The organism is Leifsonia lichenia, assembly GCF_054780215.1.
On record NZ_BAAGWT010000002.1, the window covers coordinates 661,241 to 676,271 of the forward strand.

Consider the following 15,031-nt stretch of genomic DNA (forward strand, 5'->3'; position numbering starts at 1 on the left):
GGTGTCCGTTCAGCTCAGACGAGGATTCCCCTGTCGGTGGGTCGGACGGGGGACGGCAGATGCGTCTCCCCTTCAAGATACCGGTCTACTGCGGCCGCCGCTGCACGGCCTTCCGCGATCGCCCACACGATGAGCGACTGGCCGCGGCCGGCGTCGCCGGCCACGAACACGCCCGGCTGGCTGGTCTGGTAGTCGCTGTCGCGCGCCACGTTGCCGCGGTCGTCGAACGGCAGCGCGAGCTGCGCATCCAGATCGTCCTGCTCAGGGCCGGTGAAGCCGAGGGCGAGGAGGACCAGGTCGGCCGGGATCTCGCGCTCGGTGCCCGCCTTGGGCACACGGCGTCCGTCGAGGTACTCGGTCTCAGCGACGCGGATGGCGCGGACCTCTCCGTACTCGTTGGAGAGGAACTCGACAGTGGATGCGAGGAACTCGCGCTTGCCGCCCTCCTCGTGCGCCGAGGAGACCTCGAACAGCGTCGGCGTCATCGGCCACGGCTGGTGGCCTGGGCGCTCCGACGGCGGCTGGGTGCCGATGGCGAGGTTGGTGACGCTCGCTGCGCCCTGGCGGTGCGCCGTTCCGATGCAGTCCGCTCCGGTGTCTCCGCCGCCAAGGACGACCACGTGCTTGCCCTCCGCCGAGATCTGGTCGGCGACCTGGTCGCCCGCGCCCGTCTTGTTCTGCTGGACGAGGTATTCCATCGCGAAGTGCACGCCGCTGAGGTCGCGGCCGGGGATGGGGAGGTCGCGAGGGACCATCGCCCCTGTCGCCACCACGACCGAGTCGTAGCGGGCGCGCAGGTCGTCCCACGTGATGTCGACGCCGATGTTGACGCCGGCCCGGAAACGGGTGCCCTCCGCCATCATCTGGTTGAGACGCGCCTCGAGGTGCTTCTTCTCCATCTTGAAGTCCGGGATGCCGTAGCGCAGCAGACCGCCGATGCGGTCGTCACGCTCGTAGACGGCGACGGTGTGACCGGCGCGGGTGAGCTGCTGGGCCGCGGCGAGGCCTGCGGGGCCGGAGCCGACGACGGCGACCGTCTTGCCGGTGAGGCGCTCTGGCGGATGCGGCTGCACCCATCCGTTCTGCCAGGCCTGGTCGATGATCGACACCTCGACCTGCTTGATCGTGACCGCGGGCTGGTTGATGCCGAGCACGCAGGACGACTCGCAGGGAGCGGGGCACAGCCGGCCGGTGAACTCCGGGAAGTTGTTCGTGGCGTGCAGCCGCTCGATGGCCTGGCGGCCTTCGCCGCGGTACATCAGGTCGTTCCACTCCGGGATGAGGTTCCCGAGCGGGCAGCCCTGGTGGCAGAACGGCACGCCGCAGTCCATGCAGCGGCCTGCCTGCCTGCGGAGCTGGGCGGAGTCGCCGGCCTCGTAGACCTCTTTCCAGTCCATCAGTCGCACCGAGACGGGCCGGCGCTTGGGGAGCTCGCGCTCCGTTACCTTGAGGAAGCCCTTGGGGTCAGCCACCTGTCACCTCCAGAATTCTGTTCCACACGATGTCGCCGTCGGGGTCGAGTCCCTCGTCGACGGCGTCTTGACGCATCTGCAGCACGGCGGCGTAGTCCCGCGGCAGCACCTTGACGAACTTCGCGACCGTGTCGTCGAAGTCGGCGAGCAGCCGGGCCGCCAGCTCGGACTCCGTCTCTGCGACGTGCCGTTCGAGCAGGTCGCGGACGATCTCCACATCGGCGCTGCCGAGCGGGAGCAGTTCCAGCTCGCCGCTCGCGAGCGAGTCCCTGTTGACGAGGTCCTTCTGCAGCTCGTAGACGTACGCGGTGCCTCCGGACATCCCCGCCCCGAGGTTGCGGCCCGTGCTGCCGAGGATGACGGCGAGCCCGCCCGTCATGTACTCCAGCGCGTGGTCTCCGACGCCCTCGACGACCGCGGTGGCCCCCGAGTTGCGCACCAGGAAGCGCTCACCGACGATGCCGCGGATGAACATGCTGCCCTGGGTCGCGCCGTAGCCGATCACGTTGCCGGCGATCACGTTCTGCTCCGCGGGGAAAACGCTGCCCTTCGGAGGACGGACGACGATCTGGCCGCCCGAGAGACCCTTGCCGACGTAGTCGTTCGAGTCGCCCTCGAGCCGCAGCGTGATGCCGCTCGGCAGGAAGGCGCCGAGCGACTGCCCTGCCGATCCCGTGAGGGTGATCTCGATGGAACCGGTGGGCAGGCCGTTCTCGCCGTGCCGCACCGTGACCTCGTGACCGAGCATCGTGCCGACCGCGCGCTCCGTGTTCCGGATGGGGAGGTTCAGCTCGATGTGACCGCCGCGGGCGAGCACGTCGGCGCTCTCCGCGATCAGATGGTTGTCGAAGTGCTTGTCGAGCTCGTGGTCCTGCGCCTTCGCGTTCTTGCGCGGGGCGTCCGCGGGGAACTCCGGACCGGTGAGGATCGGCGAGAGGTCGAGACCGGACGCCTTCCAGTGGTCGATCGCGCCGTCGACGCCGAGCAGCTCGTTGTGGCCGATCGCCTCGTCGAGCGTGCGGAAGCCGAGCTCGGCGAGGTACTCCCGCACCTCCTGCGCGATGAACTCGAAGAAGTTCACCACGAACTCGGGCTTGCCGGAGAACCGGGAGCGCAGCTCGGGGTTCTGGGTGGCCACGCCGACCGGGCAGGTGTCCAGGTGGCAGACCCGCATCATGATGCAGCCGGAGACGACGAGCGGCGCCGTCGCGAAGCCGAACTCCTCCGCTCCCAGCAGAGCGCCGACGATCACGTCGCGGCCGGTCTTGAGCTGGCCGTCGACCTGGACGACGACGCGGTCGCGCATCCCGTTGAGCATCAGCGTCTGCTGCGTCTCCGCGAGGCCGAGCTCCCAGGGGGTGCCTGCGTGCTTGAGCGAGTTGACGGGCGATGCGCCCGTTCCTCCGTCGTGGCCGGAGACCAGGACGACGTCCGCCAGTGCCTTCGCCACACCGGCCGCGACAGCGCCGATGCCGGACTCGGAGACGAGCTTGACGTGGACGCGCGCCTCCGGGTTGGCCCGCTTCAGGTCGAAGATGAGCTGCTTGAGGTCTTCGATCGAGTAGATGTCGTGGTGCGGAGGCGGCGAGATGAGGCCGACGCCCGCTGTCGCGTGCCTGGTGCGGGCCACCCACGGGTAGACCTTGGTCGGCGGGAGCTGTCCGCCCTCGCCTGGCTTCGCGCCCTGCGCCAGCTTGATCTGGATGTCGTCGGCGTGCGTCAGGTACATGCTCGTCACGCCGAACCGGCCGGAAGCGACCTGCTTGATCGCGCTGCGACGCTCCGGGTCGAGCAGACGGTCGAGGTCTTCGCCGCCCTCGCCGGTGTTCGACTTGCCGCCGAGCCGGTTCATCGCGATGGCGAGCGTCTCGTGCGCCTCCCGGGAGATCGAGCCGTAGCTCATCGCTCCGGTCGAGAACCGCTTGACGATCGACTCGACCGACTCGACCTCGTCCAGCGGAACGGCAGGACGGACGCCGGTGCGCAGGCTGAACATCCCGCGCAGCGTCATCAGGCTCTCCGCCTGGTCGTCGACGAGCTTGGTGTACTCGCGGAACACGTCGTACCGCCTGGTGCGCGTGGAGTGCTGCAGCCGGAACACGGTCTCCGGGTTGAACAGGTGCGGAGCGCCGTCACGGCGCCACTGGTACTCGCCGCCCGTCGCCAGGCGCTCGTGCGCGACGATGGCGCTCTCCGCCGGGTATGCGCTCTCGTGCCTGGACAGGTTCTCGGCCGCGATGACCTCGATGCCGACGCCGCCGAGCTTGCTCGTGGTGCCGGTGAAGTAGTGGTCGACGAACTCCTGGCTGAGTCCGACCGCCTCGAACGCCTGAGCGCCCGCATACGACGAGACGGTGGAGATGCCCATCTTCGACATGATCTTGAGCACGCCCTTGCCGAGCGCCTTGATCACGTTCTTGACGGCCTTCTCCGGCGTGATGCCGGCGATGGCGCCGCTTCGGACGAGCTCCTCGCAGGTCTCCATCGCCAGGTATGGGTTGATCGCGGATGCGCCGTAGCCGATCAGGAGCGCGATGTGGTGCACTTCGCGCACGTCGCCGGCCTCGACGATCAGGCCCACCTTCATGCGGTTCTCGGCACGGATCAGGTGGTGATGCACCGCCGCGAGCATCAGCAGCGACGGGATGGGCGCCAGGTCCTTCGTGGAGTCGCGGTCGCTCAGCACGATGAACTGGGCGCCCGCCGCGATGGCGTCGTCGACCTCGTCGCACATCTCGGCGAGGCGGAGCGCGAGCGCGTCCGTTCCAGCGTCGAACCGGTAGAGGCCCTTCACCGTCGTCGTGAGGCGGCTGCCAGGGCGCGGGTCGATGTGCTGGATCTTCGCGAGCTCGTCGTTGTCGATCACCGGGAAGTCGAGCACGACCTGCTTGGCGTGCTCCGGCCCTGCGGAGAGCAGGTTGCGCTCCGGGCCGAGGCCGAGCTTCAGGGAGGTGACGACCTCCTCGCGGATCGAGTCGAGCGGCGGGTTGGTCACCTGGGCGAACTGCTGCGTGAAGTAGTCGAACAGCAACCGGGGACGGTCGGAGAGCACGGCGACGGGCGTGTCGGAGCCCATCGCGCCGAGCGGCTCAGCACCGGTGGTGGCCATCGGCTTGAGCAGGATGCGCACCTCCTCCTCCGTGTAGCCGAAGGTGCGCTGGCGGCGGGTGATCGACGCGGGAGTGTGCACGATGTGCTCGCGCTCAGGCAGGTCTTTGAGGTTGATGCGTCCCTCGTCCAGCCATTCGCCGTACGGGGCGCCCGCCGCGAGGTCGGCCTTGATCTCGTCGTCCTCGATCAGGCGACCCTCGACGGTGTCGACCAGGAACATCTTCCCTGGGCGCAGCCGGCCTTTGCGCACGACACGGCTCGGCTCGATGTCGAGCACGCCGATCTCGCTGGCGAGCACGACGAGGCCGTCGTTGGTCACCACGTACCGGCCGGGACGGAGTCCGTTGCGGTCGAGCGTCGCGCCGACGAGCGAGCCGTCCGTGAAGACGATCGCGGCCGGGCCGTCCCACGGCTCCATCAGCATCGAGTTGTACTCGTAGAAGTCGCGGCGGGACGTCTCGATCTCGGTCTGGTTCTCCCACGCCTCCGGCACCATCATCATGACGGCGTGCGGCAGCGACCGGCCGGACAGCGACAGCAGCTCCACGACCTCGTCGAACGAGGCGGAGTCGCTCGCGCCCGGCGTGACGATGGGGAGCACGGGAGACAGATCGCCGAGCAGCTCGCTCTCGAGCTGGGACTGGCGGGCCCGCATCCAGTTGCGGTTGCCCTGCACGGTGTTGATCTCGCCGTTGTGCGCGATCATCCGGAACGGCTGGGCGAGCGGCCAGGATGGGAAGGTGTTGGTCGAGTATCGCGAGTGGACGAGCGCGAGCTTGGAGGCGAAGCGCTGGTCGGAGAGGTCCGGGTAGAACGGCTCGAGCTGGAGCGTCGTGACCATGCCCTTGTAGACGAGCGTGCGGCTGGACAGCGACGAGAAGTAGATGTCGAGTTCGCGCTCGGCGCGCTTGCGGAGGAAGAAGGTCTGGCGGTCGAGGAGGATGCCGCCGACCTGCTCGCCATCCTCGCCGGTGCGGGTGCTGGAGACGTAGAGCTGCTCGATGAAGGGCATGGCTCCGCGCGCCAGCGTGCCGATCTCGTCAGCGGCCACCGGAACCTCGCGCCAGCCGAGGACGGTCAGCTCCTGCTCGGCCGCGATGGCCTCGATCCCTGCCTTGGCGGTGGCGCGCTCGCCAGGCTCGACGGGGAGGAAGACGTTGCCGACCGCGTAGCGGCCCGCCGCAGGAAGTTCGAACCCGGCGACCGCGCGCAGGAATGCGTCCGGCACCTGCGTGATGATTCCGGCGCCGTCGCCCGTGCCTGCGTCAGAGCCGACCGCACCGCGGTGCTCCAGGTTGCGCAGGGCATCGAGCGCCGCGTCGATGATGTCGTGTCCGGCCGTTCCGCGGAGCGTCGCGACCATCGCGAGCCCGCAGGCGTCCTTCTCGTGAGCTGGGTCGTACAGACCCTGCTTCACAGGGGTGGTGCTGAAACGGGAGCGGGAGGGCATAAGCGCCATCAACGACCGTCCTCACATATTCGGTGGTGCGGGGGGACGCCATCGGCCCTGGACTGAGGGGAAGGGGGTTCCGCCGCTCACGAGAGGCTTGGTGCTGCTCTGGGAGACGGTGAGGTGGAGGTGCTCGGGGATGACCTCGACAGTGTGATTACGCGCCGAGTGAGCTTGTGGCCTTGGCTGCGTCCTTTTCGGTGGGCTCCTCGGCGTCATCGCCGGAAACCTCGTCATCCGAGTAGGTGTCGTCAGAGTCTACCTCAGCATCCGGCCTGACCCATTCACGACCCGGGCGGTACACGCTCGGCTCGAGCCCGGGGTGGCGACGCGACTGCACGATGAAGAGTGCGATGCCGAGCACGACGGCCGCGAAGGCGGCCCACACGTTGGTCGGGATGCCCAGGAAGCTGAACTCGCTCGGGTCGATGCGGATCGACTCGAGGTAGGAGCGTCCAAGTCCGTACCAGATGAGGTACACCGCGAAGGCCTTGCCCCAGCGAAGCTGGAACTTGCGCTCGAGCAGGATGATCACGACGATGCCGATCACGTTCCAGATGATCTCGTAGAGGAACAGCGGCTGGAACAGCGTGCCGTCCGGCAGGCCGACGGGGATGGCCTTGTTGCCCGAGTCGATCTGCAGGCCCCACGGCAGGTTGGTCGGCAGGCCGAACAGCTCCTGGTTGAAGTAGTTGCCGAGACGGCCCAGCGCCTGAGCGAGCAGCAGGGCGGGCGCCAGGGCGTCCGCGAACGACCAGAACCGGATGCCCGACCAGCGGCAGCCGATGTACGCGCCGACCGCTCCGCCGATCAGCGCACCGAAGATGGCGTTGCCGCCCTCCCAGATGTAGAGCGTCTTGAGGAGGTCTGCCCCGGGGTAGAAGTAGTCGGCCGGGTGGGTCACCACGTGGTAGACGCGGGCGCCGATGATGCCGAGCGGCACCGCCCAGAGGATGATGTCGAGCACGACGCCCGGCTCTCCCCCGCGCTTCGAGAGTCGCCTGGAGGTCCACATGGCGGCGACGACGATGCCGATCAGGATGCAGATCGCATACGTCTGGATGCGCCAGTGCAGACCGAAGATGTCGATCGGGATCTGCTGCCACTCCGGCCCAGGGCTGGGGATGCTCGCGTACCAGCTGCTCATCGTCGCAAACACCCGATGACTCACCTTTCGTGTTGATCAGACCGCGCGTAGACCACGCGCGGCCACCATAGTCTAATTCGGTTTGGAGAGGCTGCCGCGCCTAGGCGGCGGTGCCGGCCGAGAGGGCGGCGGCGAGACGGCCGACACCCTCGACGCCGTCGTCTGCCAGCGCCTTCACGAGCGCCGATCCGACGATCGCGCCGTCCGCGTACTCCAGGACCTCCGTGACCTGCGCGGCCGTGGAGATGCCGATGCCGACGCAGGTGCTCGTCGCCCCCGCGTCGCGCAGTCGTGCGACGAGCGAGCGGGCGGCGGAGTCGACGTCGGAGCGTGCCCCGGTGATGCCCATGGTCGAGACGGCGTAGACGAAGCCGCGGCTCGCATCCACTGCCTGCCGCAGGCGCTCGTCGGTGGACGACGGGGCGGCGAGGAAGACACGGTCGAGACCGGTGCGCTCCGACGCCGCGAGCCAGGATGCGCCCTCGTCCGGGATGAGGTCCGGTGTGATGAGGCCGGCTCCCCCTGCGGCGAGCAGGTCGTCGGCGAACCGGTCGACGCCGTACTGCAGCACGGGGTTCCAGTAGGTCATCACCAGGATGGGGATGTCCACCTGGGCGGTGATCTCGCGCACGGCGGTGAAGCCGTCGCGCAGGCGGAAGCCGTTGGAGAGCGCCTGCTGGGTGGCCGCCTGGATGACCGTGCCGTCCATCACCGGGTCGGAGTACGGCAGGCCGAGCTCGATCACGTCGACGCCGTTCTGCGCGAGCGCGACGGCAGCGTCGATGCTGGTCTTCAGGTCGGGGAACCCTGCAGGGAGGTACCCGACCAGGGCGCCGGACGCTTCGGACTTCCGCTGCGCGATCACTCTCTCGACGCGGCTCCCCGCGCCCGTCACGCCGCCGCTCACGACTGCACCGCGTCGTGGTCGATCAGGTCGAAGTACCGTCCTGCTGTCTCCATGTCCTTGTCTCCCCGGCCGCTGAGGTTGACCAGGATCGTGGCGCCATCACCGAGCTCCTGACCGAGCTTCAGAGCGCCGGCCAGAGCGTGTGAGGATTCGATGGCGGGAATGATGCCCTCTGTGCGGCTGAGCAGGCGCAGCGCATCCATCGCCTCGGCGTCCGAGATGGGGAGGTACTGCGCCCGGCCGATGGATGCGAGCCACGCGTGCTCCGGGCCGACGCCCGGGTAGTCGAGCCCGGCCGAGATCGAGTGCGACTCGATGGTCTGGCCGTCCTCGTCCTGCAGCAACATGCTGCGTGCGCCGTGCAGGACGCCGGGGCGCCCCTTGGTGATGGTGGCGGCGTGGCGCGGGGTCTCCGCTCCTTCGCCTCCCGCCTCGTAGCCGACCAGGCGCACGTCTTCGTCGTCGAGGAAGGCGTGGAAGATGCCCATGGCGTTCGAGCCGCCACCGACGCACGCGACGACCGCATCCGGAAGCGAGCCGGTGAGGTCGATGACCTGCTGGCGCGCCTCCTCGCCGATGATCTTCTGCAGATCGCGGACCATCGCCGGGAACGGGTGCGGCCCCGCGACGGTGCCGAAGATGTAGTTGGTGTTCTCGACGTTCGTGACCCAGTCGCGCATGGCGTCGTTGATCGCGTCCTTGAGGGTGCGCGATCCGGTCTTGACGGCGACGACCTCGGCCCCCAGCAGACGCATCCTGGCCACGTTGAGCGCCTGACGCTCGGTGTCGACCTCGCCCATGTAGATGGTGCACTCCAGGCCGAACAGGGCCGCGGCGGTCGCGGTGGCGACGCCGTGCTGTCCGGCCCCGGTCTCGGCGATCACGCGCGTCTTGCCGATGCGCTTGGTGAGGATCGCCTGGCCGAGCACGTTGTTGATCTTGTGCGAGCCGGTGTGATTGAGATCCTCGCGCTTGAGGATGATGCGGGCGCCGCCCGCGTGCGCGGCGAAGCGCGGCACCTCGGTGATGATGGACGGACGGCCGGTGTATGTGCGGTTCAGCTCATCCAGCTCCGCGTGGTACGCGGGGTCTGCCTTCGCCGCCTCCCACGCCACCGACAGCTCGTCGAGAGCAGCGACGAGCGACTCGGGGACGAAACGCCCTCCGAAGTCGCCGAAGTACGGACCGGTTTCGGAACGCAAGGACATCAGGCCACCAGGAATTCTTCGAGCGTCGCGACGGGATCGCTCGTGACGAGCGCCTCGCCGACGAGGACGACGTCCGCCCCTGCCGCCCGATAGTGCGCGACGTCGTCCGCCGATGTGACGGCGGACTCCGCGACGCGGATGACACCGGACGGGATGCTGTCGGCCAGGCGGCCGAACAGGTCTCTGTCCAGTTCGAACGTGGAGAGGTTGCGGGCGTTGACCCCGACGAGCCCGGCCCCCGTGTCGAGAGCACGGCTGAGTTCGTCCGCGGTGTGCGCCTCGACGAGCGAGGTCATGCCGAGCGACGTGATGAGCTCGTGCAGTTCCACGAGCTTTCTCTGGTCGAGGGCCGCGACGATGAGGAGCACGAGATCGGCTCCTGCCGCGCGCGCCTCGAACACCTGGTACGGGTCCGAGACGAATTCCTTGCGCAGCACGGGAAGCGACACGGCATCGCGCACCGCTTCGAGATCGGCGAGCGATCCCTTGAACCTGCGCTCCTCGGTGAGGACGCTGATCGCGCTCGCTCCACCGGTCTCGTAGGAGACCGCGAGGGCGGCGGGGTCCGGGATCTCGGCGAGAGCGCCGCGAGACGGGCTCGCGCGCTTCACCTCGGCGATGATCTTGACGCGATCGGCAGGTGCGAGGTGGCCCAGTGCATCCAGGGCGGGAGCGCGGTCGGCTGCGGCGGCCTCGACCACTGCGAGCGGGCGCTCTGCCCGGCGCCGCTCAGCGTCTTCGCGTGCGCCGGCGACGAGGTCGTCGAGCACGCGTCAGTGGCCCTTCGACTGGTACTTGACGCCGCCGACGCCGTAACCGGCCTTCTTCATCGCCCATCCGACGATCAGCCCGATGATGGCGAGTCCCGCGGCCGCCCAGACGACGATCGGGGCGTCGAAGTAGAACGCGACGGCACCGATGGTGAAGGCGACCAGCATGATGATGACGGCCGTCCACGCCGCCGGCGAGTGACCGTGGCCTGGTTCGACTGACTCGGTGCTCATGGGACTCCTGCTTCGTGAGGTGCGCGCCGCGAGAGGCGCCGCGCACGGTGGATCGGGGGAATACGGGTTCAAGTCTAGCGAGTGGCGCGCGTTCGCTCGCCACCGGGGCGGCGGGTCAGCGCGTCGGGTCAGCGTGTCGGGTCCTCGCCGCGGGTGAGGTCGTCCCAACTGTCGATGGCGGTGTCCTTGTCGATGACGCCGGTGCCCTGCGCTGCGTCACCCTCTGCCACGGCGCGCGCTTCCGCGTCGTCCGACACCTCGGCCGATGTCTCTGCGTCAGCGTCCCCGTCGAGGAGCAGCGCTGTGCCGTCCTGGTCCTCGAAGCGCGTCTGGTACTTGCGCGACGAGCCGGGCCAGAGCCGGTTGGTCAGCACGACGGAGGCGCTCGCGAGCACGAGCACGACGCCCCCGGCGACGGCGACGCCGGGCCAGAGTTCCGCGCCGACCGAGTCGACCAGCCGCTGAATCGACGCCGTGCCCGCGACGCCGGTCGCTGTCGTGATCGTCGCCGAGGATGCGCGCAGAGCGTCGGCCAGAGCGCTGATCGAGGAGATGAGCACGGACGCGCCGAGCAGCAGCCCGAGCAGCGCGAGCACGATGCGGAACACCGGCCCCGCGATCGCGAGGGCGGCGGTGAGCGCCAGCCCGGCGAGGGACAGCGCCGTGAGCGCGGGGGCGGCAGCGGAACCCGCGACGGCCAGCGTCGTCGTGTGCTCAGCGACGTCGGTGAGGTGCACGGTGAACCAGGTCTGCGTCGATGCGAGCAGCGCGAGCAGGCTGCCCACCACCAGGGCGAGCAGCGTCAGGTACTTGGCCCTGCGGGAGACGCGGCGCACGGCCGAGACGTCACTCTGCTCGCTCACCGGTCACCCGCCTCATCGCGTTGGCGACGGCGACGGCGCGCAGCGGCGCGGCCGCCTTGTTCTGCGACTCCTCGAACTCGCTCTGCGGAACAGAGTCGGCGACGAGGCCGCCGCCTGCCTGCACGCGTGCGACGCCGTCCATGATGGTCGCCGTGCGGATCGCGATGGCGAGGTCGGCATCCCCGGAGAACCCGAAGTAGCCGATCACACCGCCGTAGACGCCGCGCTGCGCGGGCTCCAGCTCGTCGATGATCGCCAGCGCCATCGGCTTGGGAGCGCCGGAGAGCGTGCCGGCCGGGAAGGTGGCGCGGAACACATCCACTGCCGTCCTGCCAGGAAGCACGTCGCCCTCGACGGACGACACGATGTGCATGATGTGGCTGAACCGCTCGACGCGCATGAACTCCGTCACCTCCACCGAACCGGCAGCGCACACCTTGAGCAGGTCGTTGCGGGCGAGGTCGACGAGCATCAGGTGCTCCGCACGCTCCTTGTCGTCGGCGAGGAGCGAGGTCTCCAGCTCCAGGTCCTCCTCCGGCGACGAGCCGCGGGGACGGGAACCGGCGATCGGATGCGTGAACGCTCGCCCGTTCTGCACCTTGAACAGCGCCTCGGGCGACGAGCCGACGATGGAGTACTCCCCGCCGTCCGGCCGCTCCAGCGCGAGCAGGTACATGTACGGGCTCGGGTTCAGCGATCGCAGCACGCGGTACACGTCGAGCGGAGCCGCCTCGCACTCCAGCTCGAAGCGCTGCGAGATGACGACCTGGAAGATGTCGCCGTCGACGATGCGGGTCTTGGCCGTCTCCACCGCGGCGAGGAACTCGTCCTTCGCCGTGCGCGACACCGGATGCGCCGGGGTGCCGAGGTCGACCTGGGCCAGCCAGGCCTCCGACGGCTGGGCGAGGCCTTCCTGCATCGCGTCGAGCCTGCGCTGCGCCGACTCCCACATCGTGTCGGCGTCGTCGACGCCGTCGTTCAGCACCGTCGCGATGAGCTGCACGGTGCCGTAGCGGTGGTCGATGGCGACGAGGTCGGAGCAGAACGCGAGCGCCTGGCCGGGGATGTCGTAGTCGGCGGGCGGCTGATGCGGCAGCCGCTCGATCTGGCGGATCGCCTCCCAGCCGATGAAGCCGACCAGGCCGCCGGTCAGCGGGGGCAGGCCGGGGATGCGCGGGGTCTGCCACCGCGCATACAGCGCGGCGAGAGCTTCCAGCGGCGGCAGCGCTGCCGAGGAGCCGATGGCGCGCTCGGCCGGGATGCCGTAGTCGAGCCAGCGCACCGCATCCCCCTGCTGGGTGAGCACGCCGAACGAGGAGACGCCGACGAACGAGAACCGGGACCAGATACCGCCCTGCTCCGCCGATTCGAGCAGGAAGGTGCCTGGGCGGCCGGACGCGAGCTTGCGGTAGATGCCGACCGGCGTCTCCCCGTCCGCGAACAGCTCGCGGACGACGGGCACGACCCGGTGGTCGGCGAGAAGCTCGGCGAAGCCGTCGCGGGTGGTGGAGCTGGTGACGGTGTCGATCACGAATCCTCCGTTTGACTCGCCTCGACGTGACCGACCACGGGTGAGAGCTGGTCGGCGTCGAAGCAGGTGCGGGTTCCAGTGTGGCAGGCTGCGCCGATCTGCTCGACGGTCACCAGGAGGGTGTCGCCGTCGCAGTCGAGCGCGGCGCCCTTGACGTACTGCGCGTGGCCGGACGTGTCGCCCTTGCGCCAGTACTCCTGCCGGGAGCGGGACCAGAACGTGACGCGGCCCTCGCTGAGGGTGCGGCCGAGGGCTTCTGCGTCCATCCAGCCCATCATCAGGACCTCTTTGGTGTCCCACTGCTGGATGATGGCGGGCACCAGCCCGTCGGCGTTGAAGGCGACGCGCTCGAGGATGGCGGGGTCGACGGCGTTCGCGCCCTGACCGTTCGCGCCCTGACCGTTCGGGATCTGACCGTTCATGCCCTGATCTCCAGTCCGGCGCGGACGAGCTCGTCCTTCACCTGATCGATCGTCATCTCGCCCGAGTGGAACACGCTCGCGGCGAGCACCGCATCCGCCCCAGCCTCGATGGCCGGGACGAAGTCGGTCACCTTCCCCGCGCCGCCTGAGGCGATCACGGGCACGCTGCTGATGCCGCGCATCAGCCGGATGAGCTCGGTGTCGAACCCCTCTTTGGTGCCGTCGGCGTCGATCGAGTTGACCAGCAGCTCACCGGCGCCCAGACCGATCGCGCGCTCCGCCCACTCCAGGGCGTCGAGGTCGGTCTCTGTGCGGCCGCCGTGGGTCGTGACGACGAAACCGGATGCGGTGACGGCCGAGCGCTTGACGTCCAGCGAGAGCACGAGCACCTGAGCGCCGAACCGGTCGGCGATCTCGGCGACGAGCTCCGGTCTCGCGATGGCGGCCGAGTTCACGCCGACCTTGTCTGCTCCGCTCGCGAGCAGTCGCGAGACGTCCTCCGTGCTGCGCACGCCGCCGCCCACGGTCAGCGGGATGAAGACCTGCTCCGCCGTCGCGCGCACCACGTCGTAGGTGGTCGCCCGGTTGTCGACCGTCGCCGTGACGTCGAGGAAGGTGAGCTCGTCCGCTCCCTGCTCGTAGTACCGGCGCGCGAGCGCCACGGGATCGCCCGCGTCACGCAGGTTCTGGAAATTGACGCCCTTGACGACGCGGCCGTCTGCCACGTCCAGACACGGGATGACCCTGACCGCGACGGACATCAGATCCGCGCAGCGTGGATCGATGTGACGAGGATGGCGCGCGCGCCCAGCTCGTACAGCGCATCCATGATGTGGTTGGTCTGGTCGCGCTTGATCATGACGCGCACCGCCAGCCAGTCCGGCTCGCCCAGCGGAGACACGGTCGGCGACTCGACTCCGGGGGTGAGCGCGACGGCCCTGTCGAGCAGGACGGCAGGGAGGTTGTAGTCGATCAGAACGTACTGGCGGGCGACCATGACGCCCTGCAGGCGGCGCAGGAGCGTGTCGACGCCGGCCGCCGGCGACGCGGACGAGATGAGCACCGCCTCCGACTCCAGGATGACGGGGCCGAAGATCTCCAGGCCCTGCTTGCGCAGCGTTGTGCCGGTCTCGACCACGTCGGCCACCGCATCCGCGACGCCGAGCCGCACAGCGGACTCCACCGCGCCGTCGAGCTTGATGAGGGTGGTGGATGCGATGCCGTTCTCGGCCAGGAACGCCCCGACCAGCCCGGGGTAGCTGGTGGCGACGCGCTTGCCGTCGAGGTCGGCCAGCTCGGAGAACGAGCCGGTGGGCCCGGCGAACCGGAACGTGGATGCGGCGAAGTCGAGCGCGGCGATCTCGCCGGCGGTCGAGCCGGAGTCGAGCAGCAGGTCGCGCCCGGTGATTCCGACGTCGAGCGCGCCAGAGCCGACATAGGTGGCGATGTCGCGCGGGCGCAGGTAGAAGAACTCGACGTCGTTGCGGGCGTCGGTGACGATCAGCTCTTTGGGGTCGCGGCGGCCGACATAGCCGGCCTCGTGCAGCATCTGCGCCGCGGTCTCGGACAGGGAGCCTTTGTTGGGAACGGCGATCTTCAGCATGAGGGGTCTTTCGTGTACGAGGGGACGATCAGGACGCGGGGGTGCCGGTCACAGATGTCGGTACACGTCGGCCGGGCTCAGACCCTTCGCGATGAGCAGCACCTGGAGGTGGTAGAGCAACTGCGAGATCTCCTCGGCCGTCTCCTCGTCCGACTGGTACTCGGCGGCCATCCAGACCTCGGCCGCCTCCTCCACGATCTTCTTTCCGATGGCGTGCACGCCAGCATCCAGCTCACGAACCGTGCCGGAACCCTCCGGGCGGGTCGCAGCCTTCTCGCTGAGCTCGGCGAAGAGGTCGTCGAAGGTTTTCACC

General features: G+C 69.1%; 13 protein-coding genes. All 13 read right to left on the bottom strand.

Annotated features, from left to right (window positions below; translation table 11 throughout):
* Window positions 1–14: 14 nt before the first annotated feature.
* The 13 genes from ACYVGI_RS07690 to ACYVGI_RS07750 all read right to left on the bottom strand — a co-directional run bounded on the left by ACYVGI_RS07690 (window position 15) and on the right by ACYVGI_RS07750 (window position 15,030).
* Window positions 15–1,472, bottom strand: a complete 1,458-nt coding sequence (locus ACYVGI_RS07690; protein ID WP_460632034.1) for a glutamate synthase subunit beta — start codon at window positions 1,470–1,472, stop codon at window positions 15–17.
* Window positions 1,465–6,042, bottom strand: coding sequence for a glutamate synthase large subunit (gltB, locus tag ACYVGI_RS07695; protein WP_460632035.1), 4,578 nt, complete (start codon window positions 6,040–6,042; stop codon window positions 1,465–1,467). The genes ACYVGI_RS07690 and gltB overlap by 8 nt, the downstream gene beginning before the upstream one ends.
* A gap of 148 nt (window positions 6,043–6,190) precedes the next feature.
* A complete protein-coding gene (lgt, locus tag ACYVGI_RS07700) occupies window positions 6,191–7,180 on the bottom strand; it encodes a prolipoprotein diacylglyceryl transferase (RefSeq protein ID WP_460632036.1) in 990 nt (329 codons plus the stop codon).
* 100 nt (window positions 7,181–7,280) lie between these two features.
* Complete coding sequence (trpA, locus tag ACYVGI_RS07705; protein ID WP_460632037.1) at window positions 7,281–8,087, bottom strand: tryptophan synthase subunit alpha; 807 nt, start codon at window positions 8,085–8,087, stop codon at window positions 7,281–7,283.
* Window positions 8,084–9,295 (bottom strand): tryptophan synthase subunit beta, encoded by a 1,212-nt coding sequence (gene trpB / locus ACYVGI_RS07710; protein WP_460632038.1) that lies wholly within the window; start codon window positions 9,293–9,295, stop codon window positions 8,084–8,086. The genes trpA and trpB overlap by 4 nt, the downstream gene beginning before the upstream one ends.
* Window positions 9,295–10,065 carry an indole-3-glycerol phosphate synthase TrpC gene (gene trpC / locus ACYVGI_RS07715; protein ID WP_460632039.1) on the bottom strand — a complete coding sequence of 257 codons (771 nt, stop codon included), beginning with the start codon at window positions 10,063–10,065 and terminating at the stop codon, window positions 9,295–9,297. Before trpC ends, trpB begins: the two co-directional genes overlap by 1 nt.
* Before the next feature lie 3 nt (window positions 10,066–10,068).
* A complete protein-coding gene (locus ACYVGI_RS07720; RefSeq protein ID WP_460632040.1) occupies window positions 10,069–10,299 on the bottom strand; it encodes a DUF6704 family protein in 231 nt (76 codons plus the stop codon).
* Window positions 10,300–10,427: 128 nt separating this feature from the next.
* On the bottom strand, window positions 10,428–11,162 hold the full coding sequence (locus ACYVGI_RS07725) for a Trp biosynthesis-associated membrane protein (RefSeq protein WP_460632041.1): 735 nt from the start codon (window positions 11,160–11,162) through the stop codon (window positions 10,428–10,430).
* Window positions 11,146–12,693: an anthranilate synthase component I gene (locus tag ACYVGI_RS07730; protein ID WP_460632042.1), complete on the bottom strand. Its 1,548-nt coding sequence runs from the start codon at window positions 12,691–12,693 to the stop codon at window positions 11,146–11,148. The genes ACYVGI_RS07725 and ACYVGI_RS07730 overlap by 17 nt, the downstream gene beginning before the upstream one ends.
* Window positions 12,690–13,115, bottom strand: a complete 426-nt coding sequence (gene hisI / locus ACYVGI_RS07735) for a phosphoribosyl-AMP cyclohydrolase (protein ID WP_460632043.1) — start codon at window positions 13,113–13,115, stop codon at window positions 12,690–12,692. The genes ACYVGI_RS07730 and hisI overlap by 4 nt, the downstream gene beginning before the upstream one ends.
* Window positions 13,112–13,876, bottom strand: a complete 765-nt coding sequence (gene hisF / locus ACYVGI_RS07740; RefSeq protein WP_460632044.1) for an imidazole glycerol phosphate synthase subunit HisF — start codon at window positions 13,874–13,876, stop codon at window positions 13,112–13,114. The genes hisI and hisF overlap by 4 nt, the downstream gene beginning before the upstream one ends.
* Entirely contained in the window at window positions 13,876–14,718 is an 843-nt protein-coding gene (hisG, locus tag ACYVGI_RS07745; protein ID WP_055894114.1) for an ATP phosphoribosyltransferase, read from the bottom strand. The genes hisF and hisG overlap by 1 nt, the downstream gene beginning before the upstream one ends.
* A gap of 48 nt (window positions 14,719–14,766) precedes the next feature.
* The gene (locus ACYVGI_RS07750) at window positions 14,767–15,030 is read right to left on the bottom strand and encodes a phosphoribosyl-ATP diphosphatase (RefSeq protein WP_055894116.1); all 264 of its coding nucleotides are present in this window, start codon (window positions 15,028–15,030) and stop codon (window positions 14,767–14,769) included.
* Between the last annotated feature and the right edge of the window lies 1 nt (window position 15,031).

What these genes read in the sequence shown, in the direction of transcription:
- gltB (WP_460632035.1), bottom strand. Translation starts at nt 6,042, where the DNA reads ATGGCGCTTATGCCCTCCCGCTCCCGTTTCAGCACCACCCCTGTGAAG.
- lgt (WP_460632036.1), bottom strand. Translation starts at nt 7,180, where the DNA reads ATGAGCAGCTGGTACGCGAGCATCCCCAGCCCTGGGCCGGAGTGGCAG.
- trpB (WP_460632038.1), bottom strand. Translation starts at nt 9,295, where the DNA reads ATGTCCTTGCGTTCCGAAACCGGTCCGTACTTCGGCGACTTCGGAGGG.
- ACYVGI_RS07720 (WP_460632040.1), bottom strand. Translation starts at nt 10,299, where the DNA reads ATGAGCACCGAGTCAGTCGAACCAGGCCACGGTCACTCGCCGGCGGCG.
- hisI (WP_460632043.1), bottom strand. Translation starts at nt 13,115, where the DNA reads ATGAACGGTCAGATCCCGAACGGTCAGGGCGCGAACGGTCAGGGCGCG.
- hisF (WP_460632044.1), bottom strand. Translation starts at nt 13,876, where the DNA reads ATGTCCGTCGCGGTCAGGGTCATCCCGTGTCTGGACGTGGCAGACGGC.
- hisG (WP_055894114.1), bottom strand. Translation starts at nt 14,718, where the DNA reads ATGCTGAAGATCGCCGTTCCCAACAAAGGCTCCCTGTCCGAGACCGCG.